This is a genomic window from Croceitalea vernalis (assembly GCF_031846405.1).
Lineage (GTDB): Bacteria > Bacteroidota > Bacteroidia > Flavobacteriales > Flavobacteriaceae > Croceitalea > Croceitalea vernalis.
Genome location: NZ_JAVRHU010000002.1, coordinates 577,294 through 594,741 on the forward strand (window position 1 = coordinate 577,294; position 17,448 = coordinate 594,741).

Consider the following 17,448-nt stretch of genomic DNA (forward strand, 5'->3'; position numbering starts at 1 on the left):
TATGACCTAGGACAATTATTCTACTAATAGTTCTTGGAGCGTTTTTTCAAACTCGACTTTAAATTCCTCATATTTTTCTCCGGTTGCTGGGCCATTAAAACCAGTATGAATTTTGTGTACGCCGCCCTTCTTATCAATATAAACTGTTGTAGGATATGATAATACGTGATTTAACATTGGTAATTTTTCATTGGCTTTGGTTTTACTGTCAGTACCTACTTGCGCCAATAAAATTGGGTAATCAACTCCAACTCTATCTTTTAACCGTTGAATTCCTTGAAAAGCCTTTTCTTCCGTGCGGGCATATTCGAAAGCAAGAGCAACCATTTTCAAATTTGGATTTGGGTTTTTATTTAAATACTCCACATAGAACTTTGTCTCATCCAAGCAATTTGGACACCAAGTACCCATAATTTGCACTAGAACAACCTTATCTTGAAATTCTTCATCTGAAAGGCTTATCATATTACCATTAACATCGGGAAAAGTAAAATCAAACTTTTCATATCCTTCATTTAAAAAAGTCAAAGAATTTGCATCCGGTAATTCATATGCATCATTACGTTTTGCTGTGAATTTCTCAACAGAATGATTACCTGAATAAAACAATCCATTTAAAGTGCTATCAGTAACATTGGCAGTAAAAAGAAAAGCATGAGCCCCATCAAAAGTTGATAATTTTAATTGTGACCCATCAACTACTCCCTCCAAAAATCTATAATCACCAGTGGTAGTCCGTATAGTACCGGTAACAATATCATCATTCTGATAAAAGATTCCTTTGGCGATATAAGGCTTTTCACCATCAATATTAAAATCTGCTTCCCATATTCCCGAAACATTAATACTAGCAACTTCCTTCACTTCAAATCTAGATTTTTCACCAAATTCAGCATTAAAGGGAACTATTCTATCTAGACTTTCTTTAACAAAACTTCCTGTTATGGTTTCATCTGTATAGTTTCCAGCTATATAACCTTCAAAAACTGGCATTTTAATTAGAATTGAATCGTTAAACACTTCAATATCGTCTACCGTAATAAGTTCATCTGAATTGCGTATTACCATTTTGTAATCTCCATTTTCTGATGAAGTCAAACTAAAATTAAATGGTAAAATTTCGCTTTCTGTAACTTCTAAATTCGCCCACCACTCCCCTAGTACTAATTGATTTTCAACCCTTTCTTGACAACTATTTGAAACAATTACAATTGCTAAAAGAATTAATATTTTGGAGACCCCTTTCTTCATAACTTAAAATTTATTCAATTATATAGAAAAAATTGAAGTTCCTTACATTTTTATCTTTATTCTTTGGGATTAATTCACGTTGAATGTCAGTTAGCAATGTTTTATCTTTGCTGACTTTAAATTTGAGCAATGAAGATTTCATACAACTGGTTAAAACAATTTTTACAACTAGATTGGGAAGCAGAAAAAACTGGAGAACTTTTAACTGATTTAGGGTTAGAGGTTGAAGGTATTATGGATTTTGAATCTGTCAAAGGTAGTTTAAGTGGAATCGTTGTTGGCGAAGTTCTTACTTGCGTACAGCACCCTAATGCTGATCGCTTAAAATTGACCACTGTAGATGTTGGTCTTGATACTTCTCTTCAAATTGTTTGTGGAGCACCAAATGTAGGAGTCGGACAGAAAGTTCCTGTTGCCACAATTGGAACCACATTATATACAAATGAGGGTGAGGCCTGGAAGATTAAGAAGGGCAAAATTAGAGGCGAAGAAAGTCATGGAATGATTTGTGCGGAAGACGAGCTTGGCCTCGGAGAAAATCATGACGGCATAATGATTTTAGATGAAATTTTAAAACCAGGTACTCCAGTAAATGAGGTATTTAGCATTGAAACTGATAAAGTTTTTGAAATTGGGCTTACACCAAATAGGTCAGATGCTATGAGCCATTTTGGTGTAGCACGTGATTTAAAAGCTGGGCTTGAGCAACAGGAACTTTCATTAGAACTGATTACACCATCAACTAGTAATTTTTCAGTTGATAGTAGGTCTTTGAAAATTGATGTTGACGTTGAAGACAATACTTTAGCCCCTCGTTATTGTGGTGTAACTATTAATAACATTCTGGTTCAAGAATCACCAAATTGGTTAAAAAACAGATTAAAAGCAATTGGTTTAGCTCCAATTAACAATGTAGTAGATGTTACAAACTATGTTTTACATGAACTTGGACAACCGCTACATGCATTTGATGCAACTAAAATTAGAGGAAGTAAAATTGAGGTTAAGACACTTCCGAAAGGCACAAAATTTGTCACTTTAGACGGTGCGGAAAGAGAATTACACGAAGATGATTTAATGATTTGTGATAGCGAAAAACCGATGTGCATAGCAGGTGTTTTTGGCGGAATTTACTCTGGAGTAACAGATCATACAACTGCCATTTTTCTTGAAAGCGCATATTTTAATCCAGTCTCTATCCGTAAAACAGCCAAAAGACATGGCTTGAACACTGATGCTTCTTTTCGTTTTGAACGAGGGATAGATATAAATCTTACTGAATATGCTTTAATGAGAGCAGCACTGTTGATAAAAGAAATAGCTGGTGGTGAAATTAGTTCAGATATTGTTGACCTTTATCCAAACAAAAAAGAAGATTTTCAGGTCTTTTTGACTTTTGATAAAATCAACAGATTGATCGGACATGAAATACCTCACGATTCAATAAAATCTATTCTCGCATCTTTAGAAATTAAATTAAATAACGTTACCGAATCTGGTCTTGGATTAACTATTCCATCTTACAGAACGGATGTAACGAGAGAAGTCGATGTTATTGAAGAAATTCTTCGAATTTATGGTTACAATAAAATAGGGTTTAATCAAAAATTTACCGCTTCTGTAGCAAGTTCAGGTAGGTTTGAAAATCATAAACTACAAAATAAAGTTGGTGATCTTTTAGCTTCTAGAGGTTTTTATGAGATAATGACCAATAGTCTTGTTCCAAAAGAGCATAACAGTATTTTGAAAGAAAACCTAGACAGCTCGGTAGGCATGTTAAATCCGCTTAGTGCTGATCTTTCTGTGCTTCGAGAATCTATGCTTTTTTCCGGACTTGAAACTTTGGTTTACAATCAGAATAGAAGAAAACAAAATCTAAAATTCTTTGAATTCGGCAAAACCTATTTAAAAACAAGTGAAAGTGAATTTCAAGAACAAACTCATTTAAGTTTATTGGTTTGTGGTAATCAAGTTGAAGATAACTGGAAGGTTAATTCACAACCTTCAGATTTCTTTTATTTAAAGGGAATGGTAAAAGCCATTTTAGATAGGTTAGGTGTTAATAACCTTAAAGAAAAACCTTTAAAAACAAATCTATATTCAGAAGCAATCGCTGTATTCTCTGGTAAAATCAAAATAATAGAAATTGGATTAGTTCATAAAAGCATAGTGAAAAAATTTGATGTTAAAAATTCAGTATTTTATGCTGATTTTAATTGGGATGCCATTTGCAAAGTTTTGAATTCATCAAATATCATTTTTAAAGAAATATCTAAATTTCCTGAAGTTAATAGAGATTTAGCCCTTCTATTAGATGAGCATATCTCTTATAAAGAGGTTTACGATTTGGCCTTTCAAACGGAAAGAAACTTTCTAAAAAGTGTAAATCTTTTTGATGTTTATATTGGAGAAAAACTAAAAGAAGGCAAGAAGTCGTACGCCTTAAGTTACACATTGCAAGATTCTAGCAAGACACTTACAGATAAACAAATAGACAAAATAATGTTGAAACTACAGAGTGTTTATGAAGCCAAATTAGAAGCCCAATTAAGATAGTTTCTTAAAGTTTTGAAGGTAGAATTACGCTATCAATTTCATGAATTACCCCATTACTTTGTTTAGCATCTGCTTCGGTTATCTTTGCAGTATTACCAAAACTGTCCGTCAATACGATGTCCGTTCCGACAAAACTAGCGTTAATTTTAGTTCCCTGAACCGTTCTAAAAGTGGTCTTACCTTTTCCACTGCATAAAGCTCTTAGTATTTTTGAAGCGCTAAGATTACCTGCGACAATGTGATAAGTCAATAGAGATTTTAATTCCTTTCTATTTTCTAGAAGAAACAGCTTTTGTAATTCTTCTTTTGAAAATTTAGCAAAGGCATTATCGGATGGAGCAAAAACAGTAAAAGGACCACTTTGACCCAAAACGTCTTCTAAATCTGTAGCTTTTACAGCAGCCATTAAAATTTTATGGTTATCAGAATCTCCAGTGGTTTCCACTATATTCTTATCCTTAGCAAGATATAATACCGAGGGCAAAGCTGTTAAACTCTGGTTTTGAGCAAAACTAATAGTAGACAAGAGACAAAAAGCTATAACACATAGCTTTAATAGGGGACTTTTCATTAGTGTATATTCAGTTTGTTTGGAGCAATACAGGACATTTTACGGTTCTCATCGATAAATAGCCTAAAAACATCGGTAAGATAACATTTTGAACAATACTCCAAAATGTTCGAGTCTGCTGTTCAAAGAATTTAACATTTTTTTAACATAATGAGCCTAAGGCTTCAAGAACGAAAAAATCGAATTTAATTAACTTTGAGAAAAATGCTAAAAAAGAAAAAAATGTTCTTACAAAAAACAAATATTGAGCGTGAGCTTTCTCGGGTTAAGTCCAAAAATTCTACTTCTGAATTTATTCTTAACCAAGTACATCAAATTTTAGAAAAACACATTACTGAAAAGACATCGGTTAATGAGAGATTGAAAAAGAAATCAATAGTTCAAAGTAATGGTTTTGATATTGATTTGTTAGAAACTTCGAGAATTTTTCATATTGACCAAATTAAAACAATTTGTACGGACTACAGATTGCGTTTTCTAGATACTAGATTATTTAAAGGACAAATACCAAAAACTGCCATCTCTAAAATTGAAAACCTTGATAAAGAACATAATCTTGAATTAGAGGGTTTTAAAATAATGGCACCTTCAAAACTTTTTAAATTAGAAGATAAGGATGATCCTTTACTTTTTGCCCCTATCGGCAATGGATATTATTATTTAATCCACAAATGGGGTAATGATTTACATCCATTGCGTAAAGCTTTGGTATGGCCATTTAAAGGCATGATAAACTTAACTATAACCACATTAGTTATTAGTTACCTAATTACCTTGCTAGTGCCAAATGGTCTTTTTTCAAAGTCTTACTCTGGAGCAGAATTTTGGGTGATTTTCTTTTTTATGTTTAAATCCATTGCTGCTGTTGTCATATTCTATGGCTTTGCTTTAGGCAAAAATTTCAATCCTGCGATTTGGAACAGCAAATACTTTAATGCTTAATTAAGCAGGTATTGCATACATTTTTTCACGTTGTGCTTTGATGGATTTGTCTGACATATACTCATCAAAAGTTAGGTATCGGTCAATCGTTCCTTTTGGTGTTAATTCAATAATTCTATTCGCAACGGTATGCACAAACTCGTGGTCATGAGTTGTCAATAGCACCGTACCTTTAAAGTTCTTTAGTGAATTATTAAATGCTGTTATACTTTCTAAATCTAAGTGATTTGTTGGCTCATCTAACATTAAAACATTAGCTCGTAATAACATCATTCGACTTAGCATACAACGTACTTTTTCACCACCAGATAGTACGGTTGACTTTTTAAGTGCCTCTTCACCACTAAATAACATTTTACCTAAAAACCCTCTTACATAAACCTCTTCGCGTTCTTCTTCTGTTTTTGTCCATTGGCGCAACCAATCAACCAAATTCATATTTTCATCAAAGTATTTATCATTATCCACGGGCAAGTATGACTGACTTGTGGTTACTCCCCATTGAATAGAACCACCATTGGATGGTTTATTACCTGAAATGATTTCATAAAAAGCAGTTGTAGCCCTTGAATCTTTTGATATAATAGCCACTTTGTCACCTTTCGCAAGATTGATAGCTACATTATCAAAAAGAAGATCACCATCTTCTGAATGAGCGGATAATTTATCAATATTCAATATCTGATCACCCGCTTCTCTTTCCCTATCAAAAATAATAGCAGGATATCTTCTACTAGATGGTTTTATATCATCTATTTTAAGCTTATCCAGCATTTTTTTACGTGAGGTCGCTTGTTTACTTTTCGCAACATTCGCACTAAAACGCATGATGAACTCCTGAAGTTCTTTTGCTTTCTCTTCAGCCTTTTTGTTTTGTTGTGCTCTTTGACGGAGCGCTAATTGACTACTTTCATACCAAAAGGAATAGTTACCAGAGTACAAATTCATTTTACCAAAATCAATATCTGCAATATGTGTGCATACTGCATCTAAAAAGTGTCTATCGTGAGAAACCACTATCACGGTATTTTCATAATTGGCAAGAAAATGTTCTAACCAATTGATGGTTTCATAATCTAAATCATTCGTTGGCTCATCCATAATTAGAACATCAGGATTACCGAACAAAGCTTGCGCTAATAATACCCTTACTTTAAGTTTTGAGTCTAAATCAGCCATTGCTGTATAATGAAAAGCCTCCGCAACACCCAAGTTTGATAAAAGAGCTGCTGCATCACTATCAGCATTCCAGCCATTCATCTCTTCAAATTGTACCTGAAGCTCTCCTATTTTCTCTGCATTAGCATCAGTATAATCAGCATATAGCGCATCAATTTGTTGTTTGATTTGAAATAGAGGTTTGTTACCCATAACAACTGATTCTAAGGCCGAGTAATCATCATATTCATTATGATTCTGCTCTAGTATGGACATACGCTTACCAGGCTCTAAATGGACATGACCTGAAGTTGGATCTTGTTTTTTTGCTAATATCTTTAAGAAAGTAGATTTACCTGCGCCATTAGCTCCAATAATGCCATAACAATTGCCGTCAGTAAAGGCCACATTGACCTCATCAAACAAAACTCTTTTTCCAAACTGAACTGATAGATTTGATACTGAAAGCATAGTATGTAATTAATTTTTTTGCAAAAGTAGCTAAAAATTACAGCTGTTCCCAACAAGAACACTAGCAATAAACAGGTATACAAAGTCTTTCACAACATTTAACTAGCCATTAACAGCCAAGGTTTTAATCGATTCTTAATTTTGTTAGACTAAATTGGTTTATGCATAAAATTTTACTTTTATACATTACTGTAATTTTTATAGGTTGTGCTGAACAATCTAAAACACCTGATGTTGTATACTTTGCTGGCGAGATTGTAAATCCAACAAGTGATTATATTGTTCTTTATAAAAATGAAGTAGTTGTTGATTCTGCAAAATTAGATAAAGACAATCTTTTTTCATTTACAATTGAAAATGTGGAAGAAGGCTTGCACCATTTTGACCACGCACCTGAATTGCAATATATATATTTAGAACAAGGCGATAGTATCCTGATTCGATTGAATACTATGGCATTTGATGAGTCTTTAGTATTTTCAGGGTCTAATGAAGATGTTAATAATTTCATGATTGAAATGTTCCTGAATTATGAAGACGAAGAGCATTTAATTAATTCTTATTATAAGCTTGCTCCAGAAACTTTCAGTGTTAAAATAGATTCTTTAAGAAATCAAAAACTAGTTGAACTTAATACCTTGAGTTTAGAAGAAGGGCTTTCTAATAAAGCTTTTGCAATGGCTAAAGCTTCAATAGATTATAATAGTTATTTATACAAAGAAAAATACCCTTTTTATCATAAAAAGAAAACTGGTGAAGATGCCTTTCACAAGTTAGATGTATCATTTTATGATTATCGAAATAATTTAGATATTAACAATAAGGATATGGTTTATTTTAGACCATATTATGATTTTATGATTCATCATTTTGGAAATCTATCATATATGACCTGCATGAAAAAATGCGGCATGGATTCTCATTTGGCAAAAAAGAATCATCTACATTTAAATCGCCATAAAATGATTTTGATAGATAGTATGGTTCAAGAAAAGAACTTGCGCGACAATCTATTTAGAAACGTTACTATGGATTATCTTCTAAAGGTTCATGAGGTATCTAAGGACTGTGATACTTTTATTAGTGATTTTAAAAATCTTTCTGAAAACCAATACCACAAGGAAGAAATTACAAGTCTTTATCAAGGCATCCAAAACTTACAAGCCAATCAGCAAGTTCCTGAACTATTAATAGAGAACAGTAATGGTGTAGAAATGTCATTGAAGGAAATAGCTGAAATAGAAAATACCGTTTTCTATTTTTGGACAGCCACACAAAAAAGGCATTTTAAAAACGTGATCAAACATGTTAAAAGACTACAGCAAAGTCACCCAGAATATAACTATGTAGGCATTAACTTGAAAACAGGTAAATCACAATGGTTAGCAATGATAAAGGATTATGAGCTAGATTTAGCCAATCAATATTGGGGTAGTGATTTTCAGAATATTCAAGAATCATTGATTGTTGATGGATTGAATAAATGTGTAATTACAAAAGATGGACGAATTGAAGATGCTTTTGCTCATCTCTACAAGTCTTTTAGTCCAAATAAAAATGCCATGGTCTCTAAATAAAACCACGGCATTTAATATTACTTCAGAATCTTTTCTTTTGTTTTCTAAGAATTTCCTTTCTTATAATCAGCTAAAAACTTAGCTAAACCAATATCCGTTAGTGGATGTTTCAATAAGCCTTCAATAGATGAAAGTGGTCCTGTCATGACATCAGCTCCAAGTTTAGCACAATCTATAACATGCATGGTATGACGAATTGATGCTGCAAGTATTTGAGTGTCAAAAGCGTAATTATCATAAATTAATCTTATTTCTGAGATAAGATTTAAACCATCCGTTGAAATATCATCCAATCTACCAAGAAAAGGAGAAACATAGGTAGCCCCAGCTTTAGCAGCCAATAATGCCTGTCCAGCTGAAAAAACAAGTGTACAATTGGTTCTAATACCTTTATCCGAAAAGTACTTCAAAGCTTTAACACCTTCTTTAATCATAGGTATTTTTACAACAATCTGCTCATGAAGTTTGGCTAAAGCCTCACCTTCTTTCACCATTCCGTCAAAATCTGTTGAAACCACTTCAGCAGAAACATCACCTTCAACAATAGTACAGATATCAACGTAATGTTTGAGAATATTCTCTTGTCCCGTAATACCTTCTTTAGCCATTAAAGACGGATTAGTAGTTACACCATCCAAAACTCCTAATGCTTCAGCTTCTTTAATTTGTTCTAAGTTGGCAGTATCAATAAAAAACTTCATAGTACGTTTCTCTTTTTAATGTTCTTAATGTGTTATAAAACTACAATTTATAATGATTCAAAAGTAGTCTTTCATATACTTTATCGGGTAATACTCTCTTCAAAATCAACGAAAACTTTTGCATAAAACTCCCAACCTTATAATGGCCTTTTGGGTTTACCGTATTTATAATTTTTAGTACTTTTTCAGCTACTTTAATAGGATTACTTGCATTACTTACATCATCGTTAATTAATTCTAGAGTACGCCCATAAGCCTTATATGGCGAATTATCGTCTACAGGTGAATGAAAACGACCAGCAGCGATATTAGTAGCGAAATCACCCGGAGCAAGATTAGTAATGTGAACGCCAAATTCTTTGGCTTCCATCCTTAAAGCTTCGGTTACAAGTTCCAAAGCACCTTTTGTAGCTGAGTAAATTCCTCGATAAGGCAAACCCATATAACCTGCAATTGATGTGATGTTAATTACAAGTCCAGAATTTTGTTTACGCATTTCGGGAAGAACAGCTTGAAGCATTCGAATAGGACCATTAAAATTTGTATCGAAAGCCTTTTCAATTTCGTAGATTGGAGTTTCTTCAATTGGCCCAGTAATACCAACACCAGCATTATTAATCAAGATATCAAGCTTACCTTCTTTTTCAATAATGTCACTTATGGCTTTTTTTATGGTTTCTTCCTTCTTCACGTCAAGCTCTAAAAGAGAAAAATCTTTAAAATCAGAATACTTGTCTAGGCTTCTTGTTGTTCCATAAACAATAAACCCTTTTTGCTTTAAAAATATACCTGTGGCTTTACCAATACCTGAAGATCCTCCCGTTATTAAGACAACTTTGTTACTCATAGTTCTTAAAAAACAATTAAAAAGTAAAAGAATAAACCTTCACTTTTAGGTACAAAAAAAGGCAAGCTACCTACATCGCACCGCTACGACCGCATACCCTTGCTGCGTTCCCACCCTGGGGGATTTTGCAGGAGCTGGTCGTGTAGGACTTGCCAAAGGCAAATATACGACCTTTTAAATTTGTTGCAATCGGTTTACATTCTTAATTTGGTATTGTAATTGGTAAAAAAAGCTATGCAAAAAATGAAAACTTATTTGTTAATACTAGCCCTAGTTTTAGTTGAGGCCTGTGGTAATAATTCAAAACCCGAAGAGCTCTTTGCGATTCAGCTAGAAGGTAATAAAAATCAGTTTCAAAAAAATCAGACTATAGGTATTGCCATAGACAATAAAAAAGAAGAAACCATAGGTGCTATTGAATATAGTATTGACGGTATAGCACTACCTGTAAATGATGGGAAAATTACGCTAAATATTGAAAGTTTAGGAAGTAAAAAATTGGTAGCTAAAATTACTTATGACGACATCAAAGTCGAAGTGTTTAAGACGATAAAAGTCTTAGCAGATAAACCTCCAGAAATTTATACCTATAAAATTTTAAATACATATCCGCATGACCCTAAGGCCTATACACAGGGTTTAGAATTTAGTGGTGGTGTTTTATATGAAAGTACTGGTAAGAAAGGGAAATCTACACTACGTAAGGTTAATTATGAAACCGGAGAAGTCTTAAAAAATATTAATCTAGATAATTCAGTTTTTGGAGAGGGAATTACGATCATGAACGATAAAATATATCAACTTACCTGGCAGAGTGGTTTTGGTTATGTTTATGACTTAGAGAATTTTGAAAAAACTGAAAGTTTCACTTATGGAAAAAGTAAAGAAGGCTGGGGACTATGTAATGACGGGACAAAAATTTTTAAAAGTGATGGGACTGAAAAAATTTGGTATTTAGAACCAGAAACTTTGGTCGAAACCGGTCATCTAGAAATCGTTACCAATAAGTCTATTTTTAATCGTGCAAATGAGCTTGAATATGTTGATGGAAAAATATATGCCAACGTTTATGGCAAGGAAAGTATGATGATAATTGATGCTCAATCTGGTGCAATAGAAGGTGTAATAAATTTTGGAGGACTTAAAAAACTTTCAGATAAGGGAGAAGAATGGGATGAGCAAAACTCTGTACTAAATGGTGTTGCTTATCACCCTGAAAAGAAAACCTTCTTTGTCACGGGTAAAAATTGGAATAAACTATTTGAAGTAGAAATTCTAAAGAAATAAGGATGTCAAAATACTCCATAAATATAAAGGTGACTGATGATGATTTGGATGATTTACATCATGTTAACAATGTCAGATATTTAGATTGGATTCAACAAATATCCAAAGAACACTGGAAGTTAAAAGCTGATAAACATCTTCAAAAAGAATTTATTTGGGTGGTAAGAAAACATATAATTACCTATCATAGTTCTGCTCAAATCAATGATAATTTATTATTAGAGACCAATATTGCAAGCTCTAAAGGAGCAATTTCAACTAGACAAGTCCGTATTAAAAATAATCTAACAAATAAACTAGTAGTAACTTCTGAGACAGAATGGTGCCTTATTAACCCATCCAATTTGAGGCCAGTAAGAATACCTGAAAAGGTTAATAACTTATTCTTGAATTAGTGATAGGTAATAATAAAATATTCAAAATATTAGCTGCTCTTTGCATTATTGTAGGCTTATCTTCTTGCCGAAAAGACTTTGATTTTAAAACGTCTTCAGGAAATTTGGAATTTTCAAAAGACACTGTTTTTTTAGATACTATTTTTAGTAATATAGGTAGTAGTACTTATACCCTAAAAGTTTACAATAAAGAAAATGAAGATGTATCTATACCGTTTATTGGGTTAAGAAATGGACAAGAAAGCAACTATCGGTTGAATGTTGATGGTATAGCGGGTAAAGAGTTTAATAACATTAGTCTTTTGGCAAAAGATAGCTTGTTTATATTTATTGAAACCACTGAGTCTATTGAAGACCAAGGCCAGAATGAATTTTTATATACTGATGCCATAACATTTGAAAACACTAATGAAACTAAATCAGTTGAATTAGTTACGCTTGTTAGGGATGCTATTTTTCTATATCCGCAAAGACTTGACAATGGTTTAAAAGAAACATTATTATTGGGTTTAGATGAAGAGCAAAACGAAATAAGAATAGAGGGATTTTTTTTAGAAGAAGACGAGCTTAATTTTAATAATGAAAAACCTTATGTTATTTATGGCTATGCGGCTGTTCCGGAAGGACAAAGATTAATTATTTCTGAAGGTACTAGGGTACATTTTCATAAAGATTCAGGAATTTTAGTGAGTCCAAACGCAAGTATTGAAATTAATGGATCATTAAGTGAAAACCAAACCTTATTAGAAAATGAAGTGATTTTTGAAGGCGACCGTTTAGAGCCTGAATTTGCCGATGTGCCTGGACAGTGGGGAACTATTTGGATAACCGCAGGAAGCAGTAATAATCAAATTGAATACTTGACATTAAAGAATGGCACTGTAGGTTTATTAGTAGATGGCTTACCAGAAGACAATAACACAACACTAGCCATAAATAACAGCCAACTATACAACAATAACACTAGTAATTTATGGGGACGAACAGCTAGAATCACTGCTGAGAATTCAGTTTTTGGCGGTTCTGGGTCAACCTCATTGTACTGTAATCTTGGTGGTAACTATGATTTTAAGCATTGTACAATAGCCAATTATTGGGTAAATGGTTTTAGAAATGCCCCTGCCCTATCTATAGATAATTTTGTCAATTTAAATGACGGTTCCATATTCAGCGCAGATTTAGAACAAGCTACGTTTTCCAACTGCATTATTGACGGAAATAGAAACATAGAACTACTGCTTGCTACAAATGAATTGAATAGCTTTCAATTTAGTTTTTTGAACTGTTCCATTCAATTCAATGATATTAATAATGATTTTGTTCAAAACCCTTTATTTGACTTTGAAAATCTAACCAGTTATCAAAATATCATTTTAAATTCTAATACGGATTTTGAAGATGCGCGAAATAATTTTTTCTTTCCCTTGATATCTTCTGAAATACTAGATCTAGGAGATTTGGAAACAGCGCTCTCAGCACCCATTGATATTTTAGGTAATTCTAGAGTAATGACGCCAGATTTAGGAGCCTATGAGTTCATAACACCCCAATAAATCAATCATTTCAAGTCAATTTAGACAGAACCCCTAGTTTTTTTAAGGTTAAAACGCAACATAGATTAAAAATGCAATTGTATCTTGGTTTTAATCTATTCGGGGGTATGGATTATACATATACAATTATTGATGCAAATGCTACAGCTAGTCTTCAGCTGCAGGCACAACTGCACGAATATCCCGATTTTATTTGCTCAGGTACTGCTTCAAATACAACCGACGGATTAAATCAAATACTAAAGTTTTTACCTGACCTTGTTATTATAAAACTTCATGAAAATGCGAATGAGTGTTTTCAGATGGTGAATGAAATGTATCAATACCTTCAAAAAACTCCTTTATTGGTAGGGGTATCATCTACAAAGTCTCACGCCTACACTGCACTTAAAAGTGGGTTTTTTGATTATTGGTTGTTACCCAACAATGAGTTTGAAATTAGAAAGACAATTTTAAAACTTAGAAAACAAGTACCTCAAGAAGCAGTTCCAACAACCTTATGTTTAAAAACTTATCGTGACTACCATTATATAGACACCAATGAAATTCTGTATTTAAAAGCAGATAATAATGCTACAGATTTTTTCATGAAAGATGGTACAAAAATAAGTGCTTTTAAAACCTTAAAGGCTTTTGAAGCAACTTTGCCAGAAAATTTTATACGTATACATCAAAGCTATATTCTTAATATAAAATACGTTTCAAGAATAAACTTTGGTAAAAGCACCTGTACTCTAAAAAATATTGAAAATCAGTTACCGTTTTCAAAATCATACAAAGAACGTATTGATAGTTTGAAAACTCTTCTTTCTAAAAACGCAATTGACATTATCAAATAAACTAATTCTAATAAAATTAGGTCAATTACTAATACTTCTCTTTCGGTTACTTTTCTTTTAAAAATTGAACCATCATCCTTAAAGGCTCTCTTTACATTGCAGTAACAATAAAGAATTTAAATCAAATCACATAATCTAAAAATTGAACATCATGAAAAAAGTATTAAGTATAGTAGCCATAGCTGTAATGACATTGGGTTTTGTTTCATGCGAAACTGAAAGTACTGCAGATCAAGAAGAATTGTTTGTAAACGCAACAGATGACGAAGACAATGAACCTGGTAGTAGAGATTAAATTTCTCTTTAAAAAACTCTAAAACCCCAAATGTTAACATTTGGGGTTTTTTTGTATCTTGTCTGTAGGTAAAACGTTACAAAAGCGTGTAAACTACATTTATGAGGTTTGGGGTTGTCCTTTTATTGAATTTGATTTTTTTTAAAGGTTTTGGCTTCCAAAATACAGACCCCATAGACAGCACTACTATTTGGCTTGAAAATGTTAAGACTAATCATAACCTAACCGCAGAACAAAAAGACCTTTATCTTGAAAGAGCCTTACGAGCATTGTCAAAATCAAATCCCGATTCGCTAGATAAAATTTCGACTACTGCCTTAAAAACCAGAGATTCTAGCTTATTTAGAAAGTATAACAAGAAGGTTATTCTTTTAGCCACAGAACTAGGTGAAAATAAAGTACATGCCTTTGCCCATTGGGATTTGGCCGACTTTTTCAAAACAAAAGCTCCAGATAGTGCTTTTTACCATTACCAGGAAGCTTATAGTGTTTTTAGTTCGATGGAATTAGATAGTTCCAATAATTATTATCCTGGGCAGCTTTTAGTGCAGATTGGAAATTTACAGGACAACATTAAAGATTATGTAGGGGCCGAAATTAGTCATACCAAAGCTATCCAGTCACTTGAAAAATCAAGTAGAAAAGATAAGCTTTATGGAGCATACAATGGTTTGGCTATTTCTCAAGGAGCCTTGAATAAATTCGACAAGGCTATTGAGTATTATGAAAAAGCCAAAGAATTTATTCCATATCGAAAGGATAAAGCCGGCCAAGAAAGGGCGTACCTATCTAATGAAAATAATATTTATGCTGTTTACTTAAAAAGTCATTCCTACGAAAAAGCATATTCGATGTTTGAAAACCTCCTAACAAAGGAAAAACTATTAAAAAAATACCCTACACTTTACGCTAGAGTTCTTGGGAGTTGGGCGCATAGTGGTTTAAAAGGTGGAGCACTAAATATTGAAGATTTTGAAACTGCGCTAATCAAATCTAACAAAATACTTGATAGTATTAACAATGAATATATCAAAGCTCGAAATCAGTACTTTCTTGGTCAAGTATTGGCTAAAAAAGGAGATACTCTAGAAGCCATTCAACAAATAAAAATTGGACAACAAATAGCTGAGAAAACCAAAAATTATGACCGTCTACTAAAAATATACAAAGAGCTTATTACTTTGGATAAAAAAAATAGTGCCCAATATGCATTATCTCATATAGCATTAAATAATGAGTTGCTACAAAAAGAGCGCATCATACAAGATAAATTTGCTCGTATTCGTATGGAAACTGATGATATCCTCGAAGAAAATGTAGAATTAGCAAAGCAAAAAGAACTGTATGCCGGTGCAGCCCTTATATTATTGGTCCTTGGTCTCGGTATATTTACTATTATATCGCAACAAATTAATAATCAGAAACTAAAATTCAAGCAAAAGCAACAAAATAGTAATCAAGAAATTTACAACTTGATGTTGTCACAACACGGCAAGTTAGAAGAAGGCAAAAAATCTGAAAAGAAACGTATTTCTGAAGAGTTACATGACGGTATACTGGGTCAAATGTTAGGTATACGACTAATTTTAAGCGGACTTAATGAACGTTCTGACCAAGACGCCATTGAGCAGCGAGCTGAACTCATACAGAAATTACAAGAGCTAGAAGAAGAGGTTAGAACAATATCACATGAATTGAATGCATCGGCTTATGAAAAGGTGCACAATTTTATGGTTTCAATTCAAGATTTAATTGATAAAACTAAAGATTCAACTAATATTGAAGTTAATCTTCACTATACGAAAGACTACAATTGGGATAGTTTGAATAGTGAAATGAAAATTAATATTTATAGAATTATTCAAGAATGCCTACAAAATTGTATCAAGCATTCAAAGTGTAAAAACATAACTGTAAGTTTTGAAACCTCAGAAAAAGTGTTAAATTTAAATATCATTGATGATGGTATTGGATTTGACAATACTAAGGCAAAAAAAGGAATTGGATTAAAGAATATCATTTCTCGTGTTAAAAAAATGAAAGGGTTACTAAAAATTGACAGTAAAACTAGCAAATACACAAAAGTGCTAATGACTTTTCCTTTGGATTCAAATATTCAAAAAAATCTGAAACCATTTATCACTGGTAAAGCAATTGAAGAAGTATTATAATTTTAAAACAGTATTTTATGAAAACCCTTCGGATTTTAGCAGTAGATGATCATGAAATGACCATGCTGGGTTATAAATTTATTCTTGAACGTATTGTTTTTGACAGCTATAATATCATAGTTGACACCGCCAATTCTTTTGACGCTGGCAAACAGAAGATAGAAGACTCTTTACATTCTTTTAAGTACGATATTATTTTTTTAGATGTTCAATTATTTCCACCAAATGAAGAGCAACCTCACAACGGTGAAGATTTAGGAATATTGGCTCGCAAACTTGTTCCGGAGTCTAAAATCATTTTTATGTCGTCATTTAGTGACAACTATAGGATTAATAGCATTCTAAAATCAGTTGATCCTGATGGTTATATGGTAAAAACAGATATTGATCCTAAATCATTAGAACAAGCGGTTAAAACGGTAATATTTGAACCTCCATACTATTCATCAAAAGCATTAGGAGCGATTCGTAAAAAAATGTCTTGTGATATTACCTTAGATTCTAATGATAAAAAAATATTATATCATTTATCTATAGGAACGAAAACAAAAGATTTAGAGCAACATATTGAACTTTCGTCTTCATCTATTGAAAATAGAAAAAGACATTTAAAGTCTCTTTTTGGAACTGAAAAAGAGAACGATTTAGCCCTAATTGTTGCTGCAAAAAACAGAGGCTTCATTTAGTAGGAACATTTCAAGTTTACTATTATACAATTCACCTTATTTTAATGACATTTCAAGAAGAGTTTTGATTTTAACATAATTTTAACATAATTATGATTAAAAACAAGATAAACCCCAGTTTTTTTATGGTTTTCATGCAATGATTTGG

15 protein-coding genes and 1 other RNA gene are annotated in these 17,448 nt (G+C 32.5%); 10 read left to right on the forward strand and 6 right to left on the reverse strand.

From position 1 onward, the window contains the following. Positions 1–15: 15 nt before the first annotated feature. The gene (locus tag RM520_RS08960; RefSeq protein ID WP_311387776.1) at positions 16–1,251 is read right to left on the reverse strand and encodes a peroxiredoxin family protein; all 1,236 of its coding nucleotides are present in this window, start codon (positions 1,249–1,251) and stop codon (positions 16–18) included. Between the two features lie 129 nt (positions 1,252–1,380). Between RM520_RS08960 and pheT the strand changes: the two genes are divergently transcribed. Beyond that, positions 1,381–3,807, forward strand: coding sequence for a phenylalanine--tRNA ligase subunit beta (gene pheT / locus RM520_RS08965; protein ID WP_311387777.1), 2,427 nt, complete (start codon positions 1,381–1,383; stop codon positions 3,805–3,807). A gap of 4 nt (positions 3,808–3,811) precedes the next feature. On the opposite strand, the gene RM520_RS08970 is transcribed toward pheT, so the two are convergent. Further along, on the reverse strand, positions 3,812–4,378 hold the full coding sequence (locus tag RM520_RS08970) for a fasciclin domain-containing protein (RefSeq protein ID WP_311387778.1): 567 nt from the start codon (positions 4,376–4,378) through the stop codon (positions 3,812–3,814). A gap of 222 nt (positions 4,379–4,600) precedes the next feature. On the opposite strand from RM520_RS08970, the gene RM520_RS08975 reads away from it, so the two are divergent. Continuing rightward, positions 4,601–5,320, forward strand: a complete 720-nt coding sequence (locus RM520_RS08975) for a hypothetical protein (RefSeq protein WP_311387779.1) — start codon at positions 4,601–4,603, stop codon at positions 5,318–5,320. On the opposite strand, the gene RM520_RS08980 is transcribed toward RM520_RS08975, so the two are convergent. Further along, a complete protein-coding gene (locus RM520_RS08980; protein ID WP_311385372.1) occupies positions 5,321–6,949 on the reverse strand; it encodes an ABC-F family ATP-binding cassette domain-containing protein in 1,629 nt (542 codons plus the stop codon). It lies immediately after the preceding gene. A 161-nt stretch (positions 6,950–7,110) separates the two neighbouring features. On the opposite strand from RM520_RS08980, the gene RM520_RS08985 reads away from it, so the two are divergent. Then, positions 7,111–8,526, forward strand: coding sequence for a transaldolase (locus tag RM520_RS08985; protein ID WP_311387780.1), 1,416 nt, complete (start codon positions 7,111–7,113; stop codon positions 8,524–8,526). 44 nt (positions 8,527–8,570) lie between these two features. On the opposite strand, the gene fsa is transcribed toward RM520_RS08985, so the two are convergent. The 3 genes from fsa to ffs form a co-directional block, all read right to left on the reverse strand. Next, positions 8,571–9,227 carry a fructose-6-phosphate aldolase gene (fsa, locus tag RM520_RS08990; protein WP_311385374.1) on the reverse strand — a complete coding sequence of 219 codons (657 nt, stop codon included), beginning with the start codon at positions 9,225–9,227 and terminating at the stop codon, positions 8,571–8,573. A gap of 40 nt (positions 9,228–9,267) precedes the next feature. After that, on the reverse strand, positions 9,268–10,074 hold the full coding sequence (locus RM520_RS08995) for an SDR family oxidoreductase (protein WP_311387781.1): 807 nt from the start codon (positions 10,072–10,074) through the stop codon (positions 9,268–9,270). A 56-nt stretch (positions 10,075–10,130) separates the two neighbouring features. Then, positions 10,131–10,229: signal recognition particle sRNA small type (ffs, locus tag RM520_RS09000), an RNA gene on the reverse strand. An 88-nt stretch (positions 10,230–10,317) separates the two neighbouring features. Here ffs and RM520_RS09005 point away from each other — a divergent pair. The 7 genes from RM520_RS09005 (at position 10,318) to RM520_RS09035 (ending at position 17,300) form a co-directional block, all read left to right on the forward strand. Further along, positions 10,318–11,361: a glutaminyl-peptide cyclotransferase gene (locus RM520_RS09005; protein ID WP_311385376.1), complete on the forward strand. Its 1,044-nt coding sequence runs from the start codon at positions 10,318–10,320 to the stop codon at positions 11,359–11,361. A 2-nt stretch (positions 11,362–11,363) separates the two neighbouring features. Continuing rightward, entirely contained in the window at positions 11,364–11,756 is a 393-nt protein-coding gene (locus RM520_RS09010; protein ID WP_311385377.1) for an acyl-CoA thioesterase, read from the forward strand. Between the two features lie 104 nt (positions 11,757–11,860). Next, positions 11,861–13,309 (forward strand): hypothetical protein, encoded by a 1,449-nt coding sequence (locus tag RM520_RS09015; RefSeq protein ID WP_311387782.1) that lies wholly within the window; start codon positions 11,861–11,863, stop codon positions 13,307–13,309. Positions 13,310–13,380: 71 nt separating this feature from the next. Then, complete coding sequence (locus RM520_RS09020; RefSeq protein ID WP_311387783.1) at positions 13,381–14,148, forward strand: LytR/AlgR family response regulator transcription factor; 768 nt, start codon at positions 13,381–13,383, stop codon at positions 14,146–14,148. A gap of 151 nt (positions 14,149–14,299) precedes the next feature. After that, a complete protein-coding gene (locus RM520_RS09025) occupies positions 14,300–14,443 on the forward strand; it encodes a hypothetical protein (protein WP_311385380.1) in 144 nt (47 codons plus the stop codon). A gap of 101 nt (positions 14,444–14,544) precedes the next feature. Continuing rightward, positions 14,545–16,614, forward strand: coding sequence for a tetratricopeptide repeat-containing sensor histidine kinase (locus RM520_RS09030; RefSeq protein ID WP_311387784.1), 2,070 nt, complete (start codon positions 14,545–14,547; stop codon positions 16,612–16,614). A 17-nt stretch (positions 16,615–16,631) separates the two neighbouring features. Next, on the forward strand, positions 16,632–17,300 hold the full coding sequence (locus RM520_RS09035) for a response regulator (RefSeq protein WP_311387785.1): 669 nt from the start codon (positions 16,632–16,634) through the stop codon (positions 17,298–17,300). The last annotated feature ends 148 nt before the right edge of the window (positions 17,301–17,448 follow it).